This is a genomic window from Rhodanobacter sp. T12-5 (genome assembly GCF_008329435.1).
In the GTDB taxonomy this organism is placed as follows: domain Bacteria; phylum Pseudomonadota; class Gammaproteobacteria; order Xanthomonadales; family Rhodanobacteraceae; genus Rhodanobacter.
Genome location: NZ_NPKN01000003.1, coordinates 235,604 through 254,370, shown reverse-complemented (window position 1 = coordinate 254,370; position 18,767 = coordinate 235,604). Strand labels below are relative to the sequence as shown.

At 63.8% G+C, this 18,767-nt stretch carries 15 protein-coding genes and 1 tRNA gene; 1 reads left to right on the top strand and 15 read right to left on the bottom strand.

Annotation, left to right across the window (positions count from 1 at the left end):
* Nucleotides 1-43: 43 nt before the first annotated feature.
* The 12 genes from CIW53_RS09255 to murJ all read right to left on the bottom strand — a co-directional run bounded on the left by CIW53_RS09255 (nt 44) and on the right by murJ (nt 15,681).
* Complete coding sequence (locus tag CIW53_RS09255) at nt 44-619, bottom strand: GspH/FimT family pseudopilin (RefSeq protein WP_149364510.1); 576 nt, start codon at nt 617-619, stop codon at nt 44-46.
* A gap of 5 nt (nt 620-624) precedes the next feature.
* The gene (locus CIW53_RS09250; protein WP_149364427.1) at nt 625-1,029 is read right to left on the bottom strand and encodes a type IV pilin protein; all 405 of its coding nucleotides are present in this window, start codon (nt 1,027-1,029) and stop codon (nt 625-627) included.
* A 22-nt stretch (nt 1,030-1,051) separates the two neighbouring features.
* Entirely contained in the window at nt 1,052-5,455 is a 4,404-nt protein-coding gene (locus tag CIW53_RS09245; protein ID WP_149364426.1) for a PilC/PilY family type IV pilus protein, read from the bottom strand.
* A 17-nt stretch (nt 5,456-5,472) separates the two neighbouring features.
* Nucleotides 5,473-6,141, bottom strand: a complete 669-nt coding sequence (locus CIW53_RS09240; RefSeq protein WP_172969627.1) for a PilX N-terminal domain-containing pilus assembly protein — start codon at nt 6,139-6,141, stop codon at nt 5,473-5,475.
* Nucleotides 6,142-6,197: 56 nt separating this feature from the next.
* A complete protein-coding gene (locus CIW53_RS09235; protein ID WP_149364509.1) occupies nt 6,198-7,523 on the bottom strand; it encodes a PilW family protein in 1,326 nt (441 codons plus the stop codon).
* 11 nt (nt 7,524-7,534) lie between these two features.
* A complete protein-coding gene (pilV, locus tag CIW53_RS09230) occupies nt 7,535-8,128 on the bottom strand; it encodes a type IV pilus modification protein PilV (protein WP_149364424.1) in 594 nt (197 codons plus the stop codon).
* A gap of 226 nt (nt 8,129-8,354) precedes the next feature.
* Nucleotides 8,355-8,430 (bottom strand) — tRNA-Thr (locus CIW53_RS09225).
* A gap of 67 nt (nt 8,431-8,497) precedes the next feature.
* A complete protein-coding gene (gene ispH, locus CIW53_RS09220) occupies nt 8,498-9,460 on the bottom strand; it encodes a 4-hydroxy-3-methylbut-2-enyl diphosphate reductase (protein WP_149364423.1) in 963 nt (320 codons plus the stop codon).
* Nucleotides 9,461-9,561: 101 nt separating this feature from the next.
* On the bottom strand, nt 9,562-10,059 hold the full coding sequence (gene lspA / locus CIW53_RS09215) for a signal peptidase II (RefSeq protein WP_149364422.1): 498 nt from the start codon (nt 10,057-10,059) through the stop codon (nt 9,562-9,564).
* A 49-nt stretch (nt 10,060-10,108) separates the two neighbouring features.
* On the bottom strand, nt 10,109-12,970 hold the full coding sequence (gene ileS, locus CIW53_RS09210) for an isoleucine--tRNA ligase (RefSeq protein WP_149364421.1): 2,862 nt from the start codon (nt 12,968-12,970) through the stop codon (nt 10,109-10,111).
* A 97-nt stretch (nt 12,971-13,067) separates the two neighbouring features.
* On the bottom strand, nt 13,068-14,021 hold the full coding sequence (locus CIW53_RS09205) for a bifunctional riboflavin kinase/FAD synthetase (RefSeq protein ID WP_149364420.1): 954 nt from the start codon (nt 14,019-14,021) through the stop codon (nt 13,068-13,070).
* A gap of 49 nt (nt 14,022-14,070) precedes the next feature.
* Nucleotides 14,071-15,681 (bottom strand): murein biosynthesis integral membrane protein MurJ, encoded by a 1,611-nt coding sequence (murJ, locus tag CIW53_RS09200; protein WP_149364419.1) that lies wholly within the window; start codon nt 15,679-15,681, stop codon nt 14,071-14,073.
* A gap of 230 nt (nt 15,682-15,911) precedes the next feature.
* Here murJ and rpsT point away from each other — a divergent pair, with 230 nt between their 5' ends.
* Entirely contained in the window at nt 15,912-16,175 is a 264-nt protein-coding gene (gene rpsT, locus CIW53_RS09195) for a 30S ribosomal protein S20 (protein ID WP_149364418.1), read from the top strand.
* A gap of 190 nt (nt 16,176-16,365) precedes the next feature.
* Here rpsT and CIW53_RS09190 read toward each other — a convergent pair whose 3' ends face one another.
* From CIW53_RS09190 to CIW53_RS09180, 3 genes are read right to left on the bottom strand one after another with little or no spacing between them, the layout of a single operon-like run.
* Entirely contained in the window at nt 16,366-16,668 is a 303-nt protein-coding gene (locus tag CIW53_RS09190; protein WP_149364417.1) for a DUF6587 family protein, read from the bottom strand.
* Nucleotides 16,665-18,503: a ferrous iron transporter B gene (locus tag CIW53_RS09185; protein WP_149364416.1), complete on the bottom strand. Its 1,839-nt coding sequence runs from the start codon at nt 18,501-18,503 to the stop codon at nt 16,665-16,667. Before CIW53_RS09185 ends, CIW53_RS09190 begins: the two co-directional genes overlap by 4 nt.
* Entirely contained in the window at nt 18,500-18,745 is a 246-nt protein-coding gene (locus CIW53_RS09180; protein WP_149364415.1) for a FeoA family protein, read from the bottom strand. Before CIW53_RS09180 ends, CIW53_RS09185 begins: the two co-directional genes overlap by 4 nt.
* Between the last annotated feature and the right edge of the window lie 22 nt (nt 18,746-18,767).

Sequence of the window (18,767 nt, the reverse complement as noted above, 5' to 3'; positions counted from 1 at the left end):
CGCGAACGAGTGGCGGGCACGCTAACTGACGCTCCTCGCATGATCAGCTCGGCGTGCAGCTAGCGCCGTCGCTCAGCGATTTCGTGATGACACTGCCGGAGCCGTTCACGTCCAGCTGCGTACCAGGCACCTTCGTCGTGCTTGTACCGGCATCGGTGCTGCCGCCGCTGCGATAACACGTCACGAACGTCAGTGGCGTGCTTGGCTTGAGCTGCCCTTGTTGGCCGAACGTGATGACGGTGTTGCTCTTGGCACGAATCGACACACCGCTACGCGCCATCGTGGCTCGCAGCAGGATCGCCGAAGACGCATACGCCACATTGGCCGATGCGGCGCCCGCCGGATAGGTGTAGACGATCCAACCCGACTCGAAAGCATTGCCACCGGCGCACGTGGGCGCACCATTCGCGCTCGGGCACATCGAAACCAGCTGGCCACGGGTGATCGCTTCGGTGCGGGCGTAGGCCAGGCTCGCCAACAATTCATTGCTGGCTGAACTGACCTGACTGCGACGCATCAAGTCGCGAAAGCTGGGAACGGCGATGACCAGCAGGATCGCAGCCACAGCCAGCGTGACCATCAGTTCGAGCAGGCTGAAACCTCGCGGCCGGTTTGTCATCGCGTTCACCAGCAGCTGCCGTTGGTGGTGGTGCCGGTGGAATCCTTCACGCCGGCATTGTTGATTCGGAGACTTTGGCAATCGTCCCTGGTCTGGCCTCCCTGTGGCGTGGCGGTAGCCGTAAAGCTCTGTGAAGTGCTGCCCGCGGCTGGAACCATGCTGACGTTGTAATACCCCTTCGGGGACACGGAGCTGGCGAAGCCCAAGTCGGTCAATGCGCCATAGTGATTGTTGGTCGCGTAGAACCGCTCCTGGGCGTTGGCGATGCTCATCAGCAATCCCTGCCCATCGACTCGATGGGCGCGGATTGCATAGCGGCTGTACGTCGGTATCGCGATGGCCGCGAGTATCGCGACGATCACCACCACGATCATCAGTTCGAGCAAGGTAAAACCGCGTACTCGTGTCATAGCCTGAATTCCCCTGCCGGCATTACTGGTCATTGTTCAAGGACCGCCATGAGCGACGGCGCCAGACCGCATCGTTGATATTGAGCACGGAGCCACTGCCGGACAGCTTCAGTCCCGGAACCAGTACTGTGCCGCCGCCGATCGTCGTCACCAGCGGTAGCGAGCCGCTGGTGCGCGGATTGTTGACGCGACCGCCCACGGTTGAAGTATCGCCAGCCCCTGTTCCGCCCCAACCAGCGACCGAAGGTCCGGACAGGCCGCCATCCGAGCCGCCAGTCGCGGCATTCACGACCATGATCGCGCCCTGGATGGTGGCGCTGCAGGGATCGTTGGTACCCGGAATCAGCGTCTGGATCACCACGCGCCCCGTATCGAACAAGGCAGCTGGCGTGACCACGACTCGTTCACCGGCCGAGGTGGCGCTGGGCGCCAGATTGAAATACCAGCCGCCTTTTGTTGCGGGAACCGGATTATTGGTGAGCCCCCGGGCGACAGTCAGGTTGTCGGTTGCCGTCTTCTCGCTCAGGGTCTGCTTGACCAGATCGGCAAACTGTACCGTCGTACCCAGATCGCGAATACCGTAGACGGCCTGGACCGACGCACTGCCGCTGGTGTTGTCGCTCGCACCGAGGTACTTGCCGGTGCCGAATACGACGATGAACCTGTTGGTCGCCGGATCGCCGAACAAGCGCGGCATCGACGTGATCGGCTGGGCTCCCGCGGTGACCGGTTGATAAGCGAGCGCCACCGACCATTTGCTCGGGTCTGGGGATGTCAGGTCATAGCGCCACAGGTTGCCGTCGAGATCACCCGCAAACGCCACGTCGTCGATCTGGTCGTCGTTGTAGTCACCCAGCACCGGCGAGGAAAGACCATGACTTGCGACCGCACCGGTCACCGTGGCCGGATCCGGAGTCTTGATTTCCCTTATCAACTTGCCGGTCTGCGCATCCAGCACAAAAAGCGAGCTGAATTTGTTCGATGCTGCAGCCGGGTACGAACAATTGCTCGAGTTGTAAGGCGGCTTGCTGCAATCAGGGAAATAGCCACCCGGTACCAGCACGACCCACTTGCCGCTGTTGAGGCGCCCTATGTTCGGCTGACCGAAAGTGTAACCAAGATCGGACGCCTGGCCGCCAGGGTTGGTGGTCGTCCCGTCGAGCCATGACCCCTGATCCGGCTGATCCGCATTGAACTCCCACAATACCTTGCCGGCCGACATGGAGGCCGGGTCGGTGATGTCCAGTGCGTACACCCCACGACCGCCGAGGCGCAGCCCACCCACCAGGATGGTGTGCCAACCTGCAGAAGTGGAAGCAGGGCTCGTCTTCGCCGTGCCAAAAAACACGTCGCGAATGACCGGGGTGCCGTCTACCGTCGGTTGGAACTTGAAATTGTCCTTGGCGGTGAGGTTGCCAAGATTGGCGTAGACCGAGCGTGGCACATAGGCAAACAGCTCCTTGCCGGCCCCACTGGTGGGCTGGACCTTGCCGGACACTTCCTCCTCCGAAGCATCGAATGCGTGCAGCATGCCGTCGTTGGCCCCCACATACACGGCCGGAGTGCGGCTCAGGTATTTGTGGACGAAGTGCTCGTAGCTTGGGCAGCTGTCGGAAGGTGTAGTGACGCAGTTGGTCGTATCGTTCGCTACGGCCGTTGCCTCCGGTGAACCGTCCGGCCACGTGTTGCGATAGCCGCTGGACGGATAGGCCACATAGACTGCCTGGGAACCGATGATCGCTCCAAGCAGGCCAAGCACATTCGGCCGCTGGCGAAAGGTCGTGGATTCCTTTGAACGAACACCGCGCAAATAGTCCACCCTGGCCTGACCGGTATCGTTGGTGGTGTCAGTGCTCGCGGGAGAACTCATCAAGAGCGCTTGCCCAGCGGCGTCCAGGCTCGAAAAAGTCGAAAAATCGATGCCCCCGCCAAAGCTTCCATCGGATGCTTCCGTGCCGGTAAGAATCTTGCGATCGGCCGGCTTGGTGCCGTCCAGCTTATCGCTCGCATCCCACAGCGGGGCTGTCGATGTCGTGCCATCCGCATTGACACCCACCGCCTGCAGGACGCCTGTCCAGTTGGCAGAGCTGTAGCCCGTATTGAAGCCGAGAGCACCGGGCACCAATACCGAGGTATTGACGGCACCGGTCGTTGCCGGCGCGCTGCGCGCGCTGATATTGGTCAGGATGGTGCTGAGCTGGTTGACCAGATCCTGGGGATTGCCCGCATTGAAAAAACTGCCGCGGCTGGCGATCGCCGCATGCCAGGTATCGTCGATGTTTTCCGCGATGCCGGGACTTCTATCGTTGGGCTGTGGCCAGCCAACGACCGTACTGGAGTTCACCGAACCTTTGCGCAACAGGCAAGCGTCGGACGACGTGCTGGCAGTGCAATCGGTATCGTCCGAGTAATTCAACTTGCCAGTGACACCCAGGCCCACCAGGTATTGCACCATGTGAGGCCAATTGGCGGGATCGTTCTTCGGGTTGAAGTAGACCTCGTTGTTGACGTGAGCGTTGTTCAAACCATCGGCAGAGATGTCGGTGGTGGTGACGACACCTGTGGTCTTGTCCGGCATGTAAGGCGGCACAAACTTGCCGTTGGGTGCGTCGTAGAGGTCCGGACGCAGATCGGTCGCCCAGTAATTGAAGGCAAGATCGGAAAGCGATGCCTCGGTGCCACCAGATCCGTCGTTGGAATGCTGACCTTGGAAAATAGCGTTGTAGCTGGCGGTTGGGACAAATGACGTGCCATCCGGCAGGGCCACCGTGGCCTGCGGCAACGTGGCAACATCGGTCGTCGCCACCGAGTCTTCATTGAACAGACCGTCTGTCACCAGCATGTGGAAATTCTGACGGCAATACAATTCGGAACCCGTCGCCTGCGTACCATCTGGGAGGATCTTCCCCGCTTCCCAGTAAGGGTCCCGCAAGGTCTTGAGATTGGTAGCCTGGTTAGTGTCCGCAGAACCACCGCGCTGGAAGAACTTGCCTGCCCTGTTGGTGGCGTTGACCGACGGTGTTCCGCCCGAAGCGGGAGTCTGGAATATCCAGTTGAAGAACGCGCTGCGGTAGCAGCTCGGTGGGGCGGCTGTGTCACTGGGTGACTGGATGGCGCTTGGATCGGCATCGGCTGCACTGGTACACGCAGAGGTGTCGATGAGGCTGCTGATGATCGCAGCGCTCGGCAACTTGTAGCTGCCGTCGTTGAGATTTTGCCAGGAAGCACGAATGGTGCTGCCGAAACCTCCGTCGGTGGTCTTTCCACCTAGCCCACCAAACACCCGGGACATGGAGGAACGTGCCATCTGGTTGCGGGTGCGGTAATAGGCATACCAGTTGGCGAAATCCTGATATTTCGATGCAGGTACCGGAACAGCCTCCCAATTGGCTGCCGTATACAGCGTGGTTCGGTCGGCCGCCGTGGCCGGGCTGCCTTGCGCATTGAGGGTGACGGTGACACCGGTCTTGAGCCGATAGTAGTAAGGACCACCATTGGGGTAGGTCGCCACGGTACCGTCGCTGAGCGTGTGCGCCTGACCATCCATCGGGCTGGCGCCAGTCCATCTCTCGCTTCCACCCGAGCCGGCACCGGTGTTTCCGCACATCCATCGATTATCGGTGGTCACCGTTTTCTGTGTCGTGACCGTCCACTGCCACGATGTGTTGTTGCTTCTGCATGTGCCGTTCCACTTCTTGTCGATACATTGGCAAGAGCCTGAATCGATGCCGCTCGCCGGGCAAGACGATCCGTAAAAGGTGTTTGTAACGGGACCGGTGGTGGAAGTCAGCTGCCCCATCAAATTGGCTACCGCACCCTTGCGCGGACTATCCAGTTCCGGGTTGTTGTAATAATTGGCTGTGCTGTCTGCCGTAGACGGGTTGCGCGGCCGGTTGACCGCCATGCCATCCACCCAGACCGCGCTAGGTTGGCTATTGCTGTCCAGTGGAGCTTTGGGGAACGATGTACCGTCCGCAAACATTGGAGGGGTGTAGGAGATATTCGGATTGAAATACACGCCATTCATCGCCAAGGCGCGCAGCTTCTTGTCCGTTGCGGTCGAATGATCCGGATCGACCACGCTTGCACAGCGCCACGGACCGCCCCAGCTCCCGTTGTCGTAGGGCCGATCGTCACCCATGTAGTTGCTGGCCATCGATCCGGAGTCGTCGAAGGTGACCATGACGTTCGGTGCCACCGCGCTGGTATCGTTCGGCGGTGTCGGACTGAGTTCTACCGCGCCACTGGCCACTGTGGTCGCAGCCGCCGGAGCCGCGGCGAGCAGGTCGGCGGTCACCACCAGCGGCACGCTGGTCTGCGCTTGCACCACCGGCGTGAATGGCACCGACAGGCCGCCCAGCAAGGTCAGCCCGAGTGTGTACGCAAACAGGCTGTTGCGATGAGAAAGAACGCGATGGATACGCATGGCGCGAATGCTCCGACTCAGTTGCTCTTGGCGGCAAACGTGCTTTCCAGCACGCGCATGGTGTTCTGGTCCCCGCCCGTGGCACGGGCGGTGATGCGATAGACATGACGGCTGGTGGTTCCGGCGCCGCCATGATTGCTCCCGGTCACGCCCGACTCGTGCAACCCGCCGCTGACCCCGGGCGGCAACTCCACGCCCATGTCCTCAATCAGATACACCGGATTGTGGGAGAGTTTCGAAGTCTCGTAGCCAGAGCTTGGCGTGGTGTAATCAACGGTGCCGCCGGGACCCAGATAAGCTTTCGCCCCAGTCGCAATCCAGGTAGCGCTGTTCCGAAACTTGGTGACTATCCCGGACGGACCATAAACGGCCGTGTTTTTCGGATCGTAGATATAGCAATTGCCTGCCAGTATTCCGCTGCCGCAAAGCAATGGCGCAGAAGTAAGTTTGCTGGTGCTGGTCCACAATGACCACTCCGCCCCACGCAGTGCTGTCTCTGCGCTGATTTCGGCCTGCTGTGCATTGCGCAGACCACCAGCCATCCGCTGCTGCAATAGCGAACGCCCCGATGCACTGATAGCCAGCATGGTGAGCAACAACAGAAAGATCAGCGCAACGACCATCACCGCGCCGCGTTGTGCACGTACAGGCTGGTACATCGAACGTTGCTTGCCTGGGATCAACATGACTTGCTCCACGAACTCATTTGCCACCGAACGGTCTGTCGGAGGCGTCGGTGACATCACGGGTTGAAATTGCGCACGGAGACCAGTGCGGTGAACTCGCGACGAAGCATCGGATCGACAAAACCCTGATCGGTCGGCTTGATGGCGTGCGCCGATGGCGCCACCGGAGTGCTGTTGCCATCAATGCCGTAGCTGTAAACGAGATCGTTCGCGGTAAGCGTATGCAGCGGAATCTGCCCATCGATCACCAGGCTGACCTCAATGCTGCTGATTGCTCGCCACAGACATCCATTGGTGGTGATCGGGTCGGGCTCGCCAGGCGGGCAGCTGATGCCGGTGGCGGCATCGACATCCTTGGCGGAAAGAAAGCGGATCTTGCCGTCTTTGTCTTCCACCCCGTAGCGGAAATCCAGCCGCTCGACCCCGCGAACCAACTCGTCCTCCGAGCCACCGGGATTGGTCGTACCGCCATTGAGCCGACGCACCAGGGCGCCGGTTTTCTGGCCGTTGCCGTCATCGACGAGCTTCAGGTAGTAAGTGACGGTCTGGTAGTCCCGGCTGAAATCGAACACTTTGGGCGCTGACAGCGGTTGCTGCGGCACCGGCGCCGCGAGGTTGTTTGCGGTATCGGGCGTGAGCACGCCACCCGATTTGGTGACGGCGAATATCTGCGCGTTGGAGCAGTCAGCCAGCATGGCCATGTCGCCCGTGAAATCTGTAACTGGCGGTTCACCGATGCTGGTATCCGGCACCAGCGTAATGCTGGAGATGGGGCTGCCTACCGTCGCGCCTGTGGCAATCGACGTACCGGTACCGCCGACGACTGTCCAGCCGCGTGATGAATTGACGTAGCGCACCGTGACCACGTCGGCACCTTCTACGCGATCACCGACGTCCGTGCCCATGGCCGGGATATCGGTGACCGTAGTACTCGGGTCAACCGGCAGGCACGTCGTCAGGCTGCAATCGTAGCCGCGCATGGAAAGGAACGACGGAAATGAATACGGCGCGCTGGTCAATGGGTACAGGACGGTGGTCACCGGAGTGGTTACGTCGGACATCGCGCCGGTAATGGCCTTGGCGTACACCTTGGGAGACCGCAGTCCGTCCAGAAATACCTGGGAGGCAGCCGCCGGTCTGGCCACGCCACCACTATTGGTGCAGTACTGGCCATTGGCCATGCGCAGGTCGTCACTGATGCGCGTGATCGCAAAGCGTCCCTCCTCCTGCAGCCGCGCCATCTGGTTTTGTGCTTTGCTGCTGCTGTTCGTCGATGCAAATACCGTGATGATGCCGGCGGCTACCAGCAAACCGAGCACCATGGCCACCATGAGCTCGATCAGGGTGAGGCCGCGCTGGCCAAGCGGAGAGTGGCGCGCCATTACGGGTACCTTCACGGTTGGAACTCCCAGGCAAATGTTTGTGTGGTGGCAGTGCGATGGTCCTCGTCACCGGCGCCCTGCTCACTCCAGCGAACCAGCATCTTGCAGGTGCCACCATACGGAGGACGCATCCCGACCTGCCCGGGATCGGCCGGGATCGCCGGTGCCGTGCTGCCGCTGGGCGGTACGGAGCCGAGCGTCCAACCACCCGGAGTAAAGCCTGCATTGGATGCGTCGCAGGCGATCGACGCACTCACTCCCGGGAGGAAGGTCCGGAGCTGGCTGCTCCAATTGCGCTGATCCGCCGCGGCCACCGCGTCCGGAGTACACCCGGCGCTGCAATTCGCATTGGCCGCCGTGCTGGCGCTCACCGGATAGCTGGTGGAGTCGTAATTGCCATTCCACACGCCCACGGGGTTGGCGCGCATGCGGTCGACCATGTTGTTGGCCAGAAACGTCGCCTGAGTCCGCAGATAAGCGGAATGATTGGAACGCGTGGACATGACCATGAGGCCAGCCAGACCGATCAGGCCAATGCTGAAGATCAGCACGGACATCATCACTTCGATCAACGAGATGCCCCGCTGACGCGACAAGACTTGCATGGAATTCTCCCTGATACCCCTGATCGCACTGTACCGGGCGGCGCCCGTGCCGCCAGCCCTCAGCCGACAAACGGTAGGATTTGGCCGACAAACGGCTGACGGTACCCGTCGCAAGGTGAGCTTCGTCACACTCGGCGAGCATGTCAGGGGCGAGCTGGCGGGAAGCAAGCGCGTCCCGCGCCTGCCGCAAAAGACAAAGGCCCGCGTTGGCGGGCCTTTGAAGTTCTGGTGCCGGAAATAGGAATCGAACCTACGACCTACGCATTACGAATGCGCCGCTCTACCAACTGAGCTATTCCGGCAAAGAGCCGCAGATTTTACGGTGCGGGGCGTTGTGGCGCAAGCGCGGACGGGGATGCGCCCGGCTGATCAAAGGCTGGCGGAGCTGTTGCCACCGACGACGCGCAGCTCCTTGGGCAGGGCAAAGGTGATGTTCTCCGGTTCGCCATCGAGTTCGCGCACTTCACCCGCGCCCCACGACTGCAGACGGGCGATCACGTCGCGCACGAGCTTCTCCGGGGCCGAGGCGCCGGCGGTGAGGCCGATGCGTGTCACGCCATCCAGCCAGCTGCGCTCGATATGCTCGGCACCGTCGATCAGGAACGAGCGGACCCCCTGCTTCTCGGCCAGCTCGCGCAGGCGATTGGAATTGGAGCTGTTGATCGAGCCGACCACCAGCATCAGGTCGACCGCGTCAGCGAGCCGGCGCACGGCATCCTGGCGGTTCTGCGTGGCATAGCAGATGTCGTCCTTGCGCGGGCCTTCGATGTCGGGGAATTTCGCGCGCAGCGCTTCGATGATCGCCTTGGTGTCGTCCACCGACAGCGTGGTCTGGGTGACGTAGGACAGTTCGTGCGGAAATCTAGGCGCCAACGTGGCGACGTTTTCCAGCGATTCGACCAGCAGGATCTCGCCCGTGTTGGCCGGGTTCCACTGGCCCATGGTGCCTTCGACCTCCGGGTGGCCGGCGTGGCCGATCAGCACGACACTGCGACCGATGCGGCCCAGTCGAGCCACCTCCATGTGCACCTTGGTGACCAGTGGACAGGTGGCATCGAACACCTTGAGATGACGCTGCTCGGCTTCCTCGCGCACCGCCTGCGAGACGCCATGCGCGCTGAAGATCACGGTGGCGCCGTCAGGCACTTCGTGCAGCTCCTCGACGAAGATCGCACCGTCTGCGCGCAGCTTGTCGACCACGTAACGGTTGTGCACGACTTCGTGCCGCACGTAGATCGGCGCACCCCACGATTCCAGCGCACGCTCGACGATGGCGATGGCGCGGTCGACACCGGCGCAGAAGCCGCGGGGGTTGGCGAGCAGGATGTCCAAGCTGACCTCGATTCAGAACTCTGTAGGAGCCCGCTCGCGGGCGATGCGTCACCACGTTAGCGAGAACATCGCCCGCAAGCGGGCTCCTACGAAGGTTACGATTATCGCACGCTGTCGGCAGGCTTGCCGGCGAACAAGCCGAACGCGATCAGCAGCACGGCACCGACGGTGATGCCGCAATCGGCGATATTGAATACCGGGTAGCTCCACTGGCGGAAGTACACCTGGATGAAATCGGTGACCTGGGAGGCGTGCAGGCGATCGATCAGATTGCCGAGCGCGCCCCCGATGATCAGCGCCAGCGGCAGGCCGGTGCGCCAATCGCGGCGCGGCGTGCGCGCCATCCACACCACCAGCACGGCGCTGATCGCCAGCGCCAGCACCACGAAAAACCAACGCTGCCAACCGCCGCCGTCGGACAGGAAGCTGAAGGCGGCTCCCTTGTTGAACGTCAGCGTCCAGTTCAGGAAACCCGGAATCACCGCATGCGGCAAACCCATCGGCTGCAGGGCGTTCACGGCCCACCATTTGCTGAGCTGGTCGAGCGCGATGATGGCGGCGGAGAGCCATAGCCAGATGATTGCGTTGGGTTTGGTCATGGAAGTGGCTCGCTGGTGTTGGGTGGCGTGGAAAGGCGCGCCTTCGGAATCAGAACCAGCGGCGGTCCTCGCCCGGTCCTTCGATGTTGCCGATGCAGCGACCGCATAGCTCCGGATGTTCGGCATGGCTGCCGACGTCGTCGCGGCGGTGCCAGCAGCGGATGCATTTGGCCGCCTCGCTGACGGTAGCCGAAACCCAGACGTCAGCACCCTCCAGTTCGGTCAACACCGCGCTTTCCGGCTGGCCACCGGCCAGGTCGAGGCGTACGTCGGAGGTGATGAAGAAGAAGCGCAGCTCGTCGATCGCCGGAGCGTAGCGCGCCACTGTGGCCTCGTCGGCGTGGATCGCCAGCTTTGCCTCCAGCGCGGCGCCGATCTGACCGGCCTTGCGCATGCCTTCGAGCACGCGCGAGGCGGTATCGCGGATCGCCAGCAGGTCGGTCCAGTAGCGGCGCTGTTCCGGCGAGTTCTGGGTGGCGGCGAGGCCGTCGTACCAGGTCTCGAACAGCACGCTGTCGCCGCGCTCGCCCGGCAGCTGTTGCCAGATCTCCTCGGCCGTGAAGCTCAACACCGGGGCCAGCCAGCGCACCAATGCCTCGGCGATGCGGTACATCGCACTCTGCGCGCTGCGCCGGCCGCGGCTGTCGGTCGGCATGGTGTAGAGCCGGTCCTTGGTGATGTCCAGGTACAGCGCGCCCAGTTCGTTGGTGCAGAAGTTCTGGATGCGCGCCACCACTTCGGGGAAGTCGTAACGCTCGTACGCAGCCAGCACCACCTGCTGCACGTCGCAGGCCTGTTGCACGGCCCATTGATCGAGCAACAGGGTGTCTTCCACCGGCAGCAGGTGTTTGGCCGGATCGAAGCCGTCCAGGTTGCCGAGCAGGAATTTCGCGGTGTTGCGGATGCGTCGATAGGTGTCGGAGACACGCTTGAGGATCTCGTCGGAAACGGTCATCTCGTTGCGGTAGTCGGCCGAGGCCACCCAAAGCCGCAGCACGTCCGCACCGAGCGTATCCATCACCTTCTGCGGTGCGACCACGTTGCCCAGCGACTTGGACATCTTGCGACCGTTCGCGTCGACGGCGAAACCGTGAGTGAGCACTTCGTTGTACGGCGCGCGGCCATGAATCGCCGACGAGGTCAGCAACGACGACTGGAACCAGCCGCGATGCTGGTCGGAGCCTTCCAGGTACATCACCTTGTAGTGCCCCGCCGTACCCTGCTGCAGTTCCGGCCGCTGGCCGATCACCGCGAAATGCGTGACGCCTGAATCGAACCAGACGTCCAGCACGTCGGTGACTTTTTCGTAGTCGTTCGCCTGGCCACCGAGCAACTCGGCCGCATCCAGCGTGAACCACGCGTCGATGCCGCCCTGCTCCACCTTCTGCGCGACCTGCTCCAGCAGCGCGACGGAATCCGGATGCGGCTCCTGCGTGGCCTTGTGCACGAACAACGCGATCGGCACGCCCCAGGTGCGCTGGCGCGAGATGCACCAGTCCGGACGCCCGGCGACCATGCCGGCGATGCGTTCCTCGCCCCAGCCCGGCACCCAGCGCACGTTCTTGATCGAGGTCAGCGCGGTCTCGCGCAGCTGCGCCTGTTCCATCGAGACGAACCACTGCGGCGTGGTGCGATAGATCACCGGTGTCTTGTGGCGCCAGCAGTTCGGGTAGCTGTGCTCGATCTTCGCGAATGCCAGCAGCACGCCGCGCTGGCGCAGCAGGTCGACGATGGCGTCGTTGGCTTTCCAGATGTGCATGCCGGCCAGTTCGAGACCATGGGCAGTTGGCGTGTCGGCACGGTAGGTGCCGCGCGACTCGATGTAGTTGAGCAGGTCGATGCCGTACTCGCGTGCGACCACGAAATCCTCGACGCCGTGGTCAGGCGAGGTATGCACGGCGCCGGTGCCGTCTTCGGCGCTGACGTGCCCGCCGAGGATCACCGGGACTTCGCGCGGGTAGAACGGGTGGCGCAACTTCAGGCCTTCCAGCGCCCTGCCTTCGACGTGCCCCAGCAGCATCGCCTGCTCCAGGCCGTAGCGCTGCGCCACCTTGTCGACCAGCGCGCTGGCGACGACCAGCAGCACGCGCCTGCCGTCGCGCGCCGGGCCTTCGATCAACGCGTATTCGAGATCGGCGCCGAGCGACACGGCCTGGCTTTCCGGCAGAGTCCACGGCGTGGTGGTCCAGATCGGGATGGCGACGATGGCGTCGCCTGCATCCACGCCGAACTTCGCGGCCAGCGCGCTCGCATCGACCGCGTCGTAGGCCACGTCGACCGCGGGCGACACCTTGTCGCCGTATTCGATTTCGGCTTCGGCCAGCGCCGAGGCGCAATCGAAGCACCAGTACACCGGCTTGGCGCCGCGCACCACGTGGCCGTTGGAGACGATGCGCGCCAGTGCGCGCAGCATGTCGGCCTCGTATTTGAAATCCATCGTGCGGTACGGATGATCCCAGTCGCCGAGCACGCCCAGCCGCTTGAAGCCGGTGCGCTGGGCATCGACCTGCTCGGCGGCGTACTCGCGGCATTTCTGGCGGAACTGGGCGGCGTCGAGCTTGTCGCCCGGCTTGCCGAATTTCTTCTCCACCGCGATCTCGATCGGCAAGCCATGGCAATCCCAGCCCGGCACGTACGGCGCGCGGTAGCCGGCCAGCAGCTTGGACTTGACCACCATGTCCTTGAGGATCTTGTTGACCGCATGACCGATATGGATCGCACCGTTCGCGTACGGCGGGCCGTCATGCAGCACGAACACGTTGTCGCGACCGGCGGTCTTCTGCTGGATCTGCGCGTAGCGCCCGGCATGCTCCCACTCGGCCAGCCAGCCCGGCTCGCGCTTGGGCAAGTCGCCGCGCATCGGGAAGTCTGTCTGCGGCAGGTTGATCGTGTTTTTGTAATCGTGGGTCATTGCGTGGATGCCGTCACTGAGGTGTTGCCGCCCGCCAGATGGCGGGCAAAGAAGGGAAAGTTAGTCGATTTCGACCCGTGCCGTAATGCCCGCGTCTTCACGCCTCGACCAGCCGCGGGTTCATGCCCAGCAGCTCGCGCGCCCGACGCGAGTCCAGCGCCATCTGCGCCTTGAGCGGCTCCAGCCCGTCGAACTTCTGCTCGTCGCGCAGCTTGGCGACGAACTCCACGGCCATGCGCTGGCCGTACAGATCGCCATCGAAGTCGAACAGGTGCACTTCCAGCAGCGGCTCGGCGACCTCGTTCACGGTCGGGCGCACGCCGAGGCTGGCCACGCCAGGCCAGCTGCATTCGCCCTCGCCCAGCCCCACGCGGACCGCGAAGATGCCCTGGATCGGGCTGACCCGTTGCTGCAGGTGGATGTTGGCGGTGGGATAGCCGAGGGTGCGGCCGAGCTGATTGCCATATTCCACCTTGCCGTCGATGACGAACGGCCGGCCCAGCAGCGGCTCGGCCTCGGCGAATGCCCCGGCCGCCAGCAAGGCACGCACCCGGCTGGCCGAAACGCGGGCGCCATCGAGTTGCACGACCGGCATGGTGCAGGCGCTGAAGCCGAGCTCGACGCCCATCCGTTCGAGCAGCGCCACGTCACCGCTGCGCTTGTGGCCGAAACGGAAATCTCCGCCCACCCACACCTCGCGTGCGGCCAAGCGATCGACCAGTACCTGACGCACGAAATCCTCGGCCGACATCGCGGTCAGCGCATGGTTGAAGCGCAACAGCAGGGTGTGTTCCATGCCGGCGGCGGCGAAACCGCGCAGCTTCTCGCGCACGCCGGACAGGCGCGGCACCGGCTCGGCGGAAAAGAACGCGCGTGGCAGCGGCTCGAAGCTCACCACCACCGCGCTGCAACCCAGTGCCTGCGCACGCTCGCGCACCTGCGTCAGCAGCGCCTGATGTCCGCGATGCAAGCCATCGAACGCGCCGACCGCGATCACGCTGCCGCGCGGCGCCAGGCAGGGGCCGGCGACATCCCTGGAAAGTCTCATCATCGCCTGAGTATAACGGGCGAACGGCTGCCGATAATCGTGTCGGACCGGTTCACGCCCCGCGCAGATCGCGCAGGCGGAAGCCGCTGGCGAACAACACGGCGACATACGTACCCGCGCCGGCGACCACCAGTACCGCCAGGCGCCACAGACGGGTGACCACCGGAACGCCATGCAGCCATTCCGGCCAGAGCCACCGCCCGAGCAGCAGCACGGCCGCCATGGCGAGACACGACGAGCCCAGCCGCAACCAGTGACGCAACCATCCCGGCTGCCGCTCGTACACACCCGCTCGCTTGAGCCAGTGCCACAGCAGCAGAAAATTGACGTAGCTCGCCAACGCGCTGGCCAGAGCCAACCCCACATGCAGGCCCGGCACCTGCGCGATTCCGGCAAGCCAGCCGCCCTGCTTCACCGATGCCGGCGCCCACAACTCGAAGAACAGCGCGATGAGCAAGCCGTTGAAGATCATGTTGATCACCAGCGACGCCACACCGGCCTTCACCGGCGTGCGCGTGTCCTGGCGTGCGTAGAAAGCCGGCAGCACGACCTTGACCAGCGCATAGGCCGGCAAGCCGCAGCTCAGCGCCAGCACGGCCGCCGCGGTCATGCGGGTATCGAATGCCGTGTACTGGCCGTTCTGGAACAGCGTCGCCACCAAAGGCTCGGCCAGCAGCGCCAAGGCAATCGCCGCCGGCACCGCAATCAGCAGGGTGATGCGCAATCCCCAGTCGAGTGCCTTCGAGAATCCGGCACGGTCGGTGCCCACGTGATGGCGCGACAGCGACGGCAGGATCACCGTGCCCAGCGCCACGCCGAACACACCCAGCGGCAGTTCGAGAAAGCGCGTCGACTGCCACAGCCAGGTCTGCGACCCGGTCACCAGCAGCGACACCACGATGGTGTCCAGCAGCAGGTTGATCTGGGCGACGGACGAGCCGAACAACGTCGGCACCATCAGCCGCATGATTTTCCGCACCTGCGGATGGCGCCAGCCCCAGCGCGGCCAGACCAGCAGATCCAGCTGGCGCAGCGCCGGCAGCAGGAACAGCAATTGCAGCACGCCGGCAAGCAGCACCGCCCAGCCCATCGCCAGGATCGGCGTATGCAGGCGCGGCGCGATCCACAAGGCCGCCACGATCATGCAGACATTGAGGATGACCGGCGCGAGTGCCGGCATGGCGAAACGATGGAAGCTGTTCAATGCACCGCCGGCCAGCGCCGTCAGCGACACGAACAGCAGGAACGGGAACATCCAGCGCACCAGCTCGGTGGTGAGATCGAACTTGTGCGGCTGGTCGAGCGCACCGGGAATGAAGGCGGTTGCCAGTTGCGGGGCAAAGATCAGCCCCAGTGCGGTCACCACCAGCAGCACGCCGCCAAGCGTGCCCGCGACGGTCGCCATCAGGCGCTTGAGATCCTGATGGCTTCCGGTTTCCTTCACCTCGGTGAAGACCGGCACGAAAGCGGTGGAAAACGAGCCCTCGGCAAACAGGCGGCGCATGAAGTTGGGGATGCGGAAGGCCACCACGAACGCATCCGTGGCCACTGTGGCGCCGAACACATGGCTCATCGAGATGTCGCGCACCAGGCCGAGCACCCGCGAAACCATCGTCATGCTGCTGAACGAGAGCAGCCCGCGGAGCATGCTGGGGGACTTCATGTGGCTGTCATTACCTTCGGTGGGCCGCTGCGCAGGGCGCGTAGTTTGACAGCCGTGACGGGCAGGATGACAGCCCGCGATGTGGCAAAATGCCGATGCCGCGGGCATCCGCATCGACCGCAGGCTGCCTGCAGTCGATCCAGCACCGCCTAAATGATTGACGCATCGGCAAATCGACCGCATAATTGGCGTCTTTTTCCACCCTCAACACTGCATTCCGGAGTTCTACCTTGGCCAACATCAAGTCCGCGAAGAAGCGCGCGCGCCAGTCCGAACAGCGCCGTCTGCGCAACATCAGCGCCCGCTCCATGGTCCGCACCGCCCTGAAGAAGGTCGTCAAGGCCATCGAGGCCAAGGACAAGGCTGCCGCCGTTGCCGCGTTCACCTCCGCCCAGCCGGTGATGGATCGCTACGCCGCCCGCGGCCTGATCCACAAGAACAAGGCTGCCCGCCACAAGAGCCGCCTCAACGCGAAGATCCGCGAACTGGCGTAAGCCGGGGCGCGATTCGGGTTGCAAGCAAAAAGCCGGCGCAAGCCGGCTTTTTCGTGTGCGCAGTATTCGCGTCGATGAAGTCTCGGCATACCTGCGGGAGCGGCTTCAGCCGCGATGCCCTTTGCTTGCGTCCGAGTCAAGAGTATCGCGACTGAAGTCGCTCCCACAGACATGTGGAATGCCCGGCAGCTCAATGGCGCGGTCGAAACTCCAGTGGCATCGGCTCGCCCGGCCGCGCTGCCGCCGGCCGCTTCGGACCGCAGGCACCGCAGGTGCTGCAGCCATCGCTGCAATCGCCGGTAGCTTCCTTCGGCTGCAGGCGGCGACCGAACGCACGTACCCAGGCAGCACGCCCGGGACGGCTGAAGCGGATCGACGCGGCCGCCATCCAGCGGTTGGTGAGTTTCGGCGCCAACTTGCGAAACACGATCAGCACACTGGCCAGCACGACCAGGCCGATCACCACGTACTGCACCAGCAGGCTCGTACTCACGCAAGCATCCTCGCCACCTGGTAGACGATGAACGACGCGGTGTAGGCCATCACGAACATGTAGCCGAACGAGATCGCCACGTTGCGCCAGGAATCGGTCTCGCGCTTGATGATTGCCAGCGTCGACATGCACTGCGGCGCATACGCGAACCACACCAATAGCGACAACGCGCTGGCCAGCGAGATCTGCCCGGCCAGCGCATGACCCAGGCCGCCGGCCGCTTCGCCACCGACCAGATACACCGTGGCCAGCGCCGCCACCGCGGTCTCGCGCGCGGCGAATGCCGGGATCAGCGCCAGGCTGATCTGCCAGTTGAAGCCGATCGGCGCAAAGATGTACTGCAGGCCGCGCCCGATATAGCCCGCGAAGCTGTAGTCGATCGCCGGCAACGTCGCGCCCTCGGGCGCGCCCGGGAAGGTGGAGAGAAACCACATTAGCACGGTCAGGCCGAGGATCACGCCAGTCAGCCGCTTCAGGAAGATCATGCCGCGCTCATACAGCCCGATCCCCACGTCGCGCAGCTTCGGCATGCGGTACGACGGCAGTTCCATCAGCAGCGCGTGTTCGCTCTTGTCGCGGCGGATGTGCTTCATCACCCAGCCCACCAGCATCGCGCCGAGGATGCCGGCCAGGTACAGCGCGAACAGCACCACGCCCTGCAGGTTGAACACGCCGAACACGTAGCGGATCGGGATGAAGGCACCGATCAGCAGTGCATACACCGGCAGCCGCGCCGAGCAGGTCATCAACGGCGCGATCAGGATCGTGGTGATCCGGTCGCGCGGGTCGGTGATGCTGCGCGTGCCCATGATGCCGGGGATCGCGCAGGCGAAGCTCGACAGCAGCGGGATGAACGAGCGGCCGGTCAGTCCCACCGACAGCATCAGCCGATCCAGGAGGAACGCGGCACGCGGCAGGTAGCCGGATTCCTCCAGCACGATGATGAACAGGAAGAGCACCAGGATTTCCGGCAGGAAGCCCAGCACCGTGCCGAGGCCGCCGAACAGGCCGTCGGTGACCAGGCTCTGCAGTGGCCCGGCCGGCATCAGCGTAGCGGCGTGCCCGCCCAGCCAGTCGAAGACTTCGGCAATCGCGTCAGTCATCGGCTTGCCGATCGAGTACACCGCCTGGAACACCAGGAACATCACCACCGCCAGGATCGCCAGCCCGAATACCGGGTGCAGCGTCCAGCGGTCGAGTGCGTCATCGATCTCGGCCGTCGCGCGCGGCATCGTCACCGTCGCCGCCAGCAGTTCGCGCACCTGCGCATGCAGGTCGGCGCGGCTGGCCGCATCGTCCGCCTGTGCAGGTGCGGCGGTCGGCACTTCGCCATCGACCCGCTCGATCAGCGCGCGGGCACCGCCGCGTTTCACCGCGATGGTTTCCACCACCGGCAGGCCCAGCCGGCGCTGCAGCTCCGGCACGTCGATGACGATGCCGCGCTGACGCGCGGTATCCATCATGTTCAACGCCAGCACCACCGGCCGACCGAGGCGCTTGACCTCCAGCACGAAACGCAGATGAAGGCGCAGGTTGGTCGCGTCGGCCACGCAGACGATCAGGTCCGGCACCATCTCGCCCGGATAGTTGCCGGCGCAGACGTCGCGCGTAATCTGCTCGTCCGGGCTGTTCGCATCGAGGCTGTAGGTTCCCGGCAGATCGAGAATCTGCAGCACGCGACCGGACGGCGCGGTGAAGCGCCCTTCCTTGCGTTCCACCGTGACGCCCGCGTAGTTCGCGACCTTCTGGCGACCACCAGTGAGCTGGTTGAACAGCGCCGTCTTGCCGCAATTCGGGTTGCCGACCAGGGCGATGCGCAGGGTCGAAGCGCTCATGCCGCCAGCTCCGTGCGCACGCCGACCCGGGCCGCTTCGGCGCGGCGCAGGGCAAAGCGTGTGAAGCCGATCTGGATCAGCACCGGGTCGCCGCCCATCGGCCCGATCGCCACCACGCGCACGGGCTCGCCATCGACAAAGCCGAGATCGCGCAGGCGTTGCGCGATCGGATCGACCGCATGCGCATCGTGCACGCGGTCGACCACGGCAGGAGCACCCTTGGGCAAATCGGACAGACGCACAGGCTGACCTCAAATAAGAATT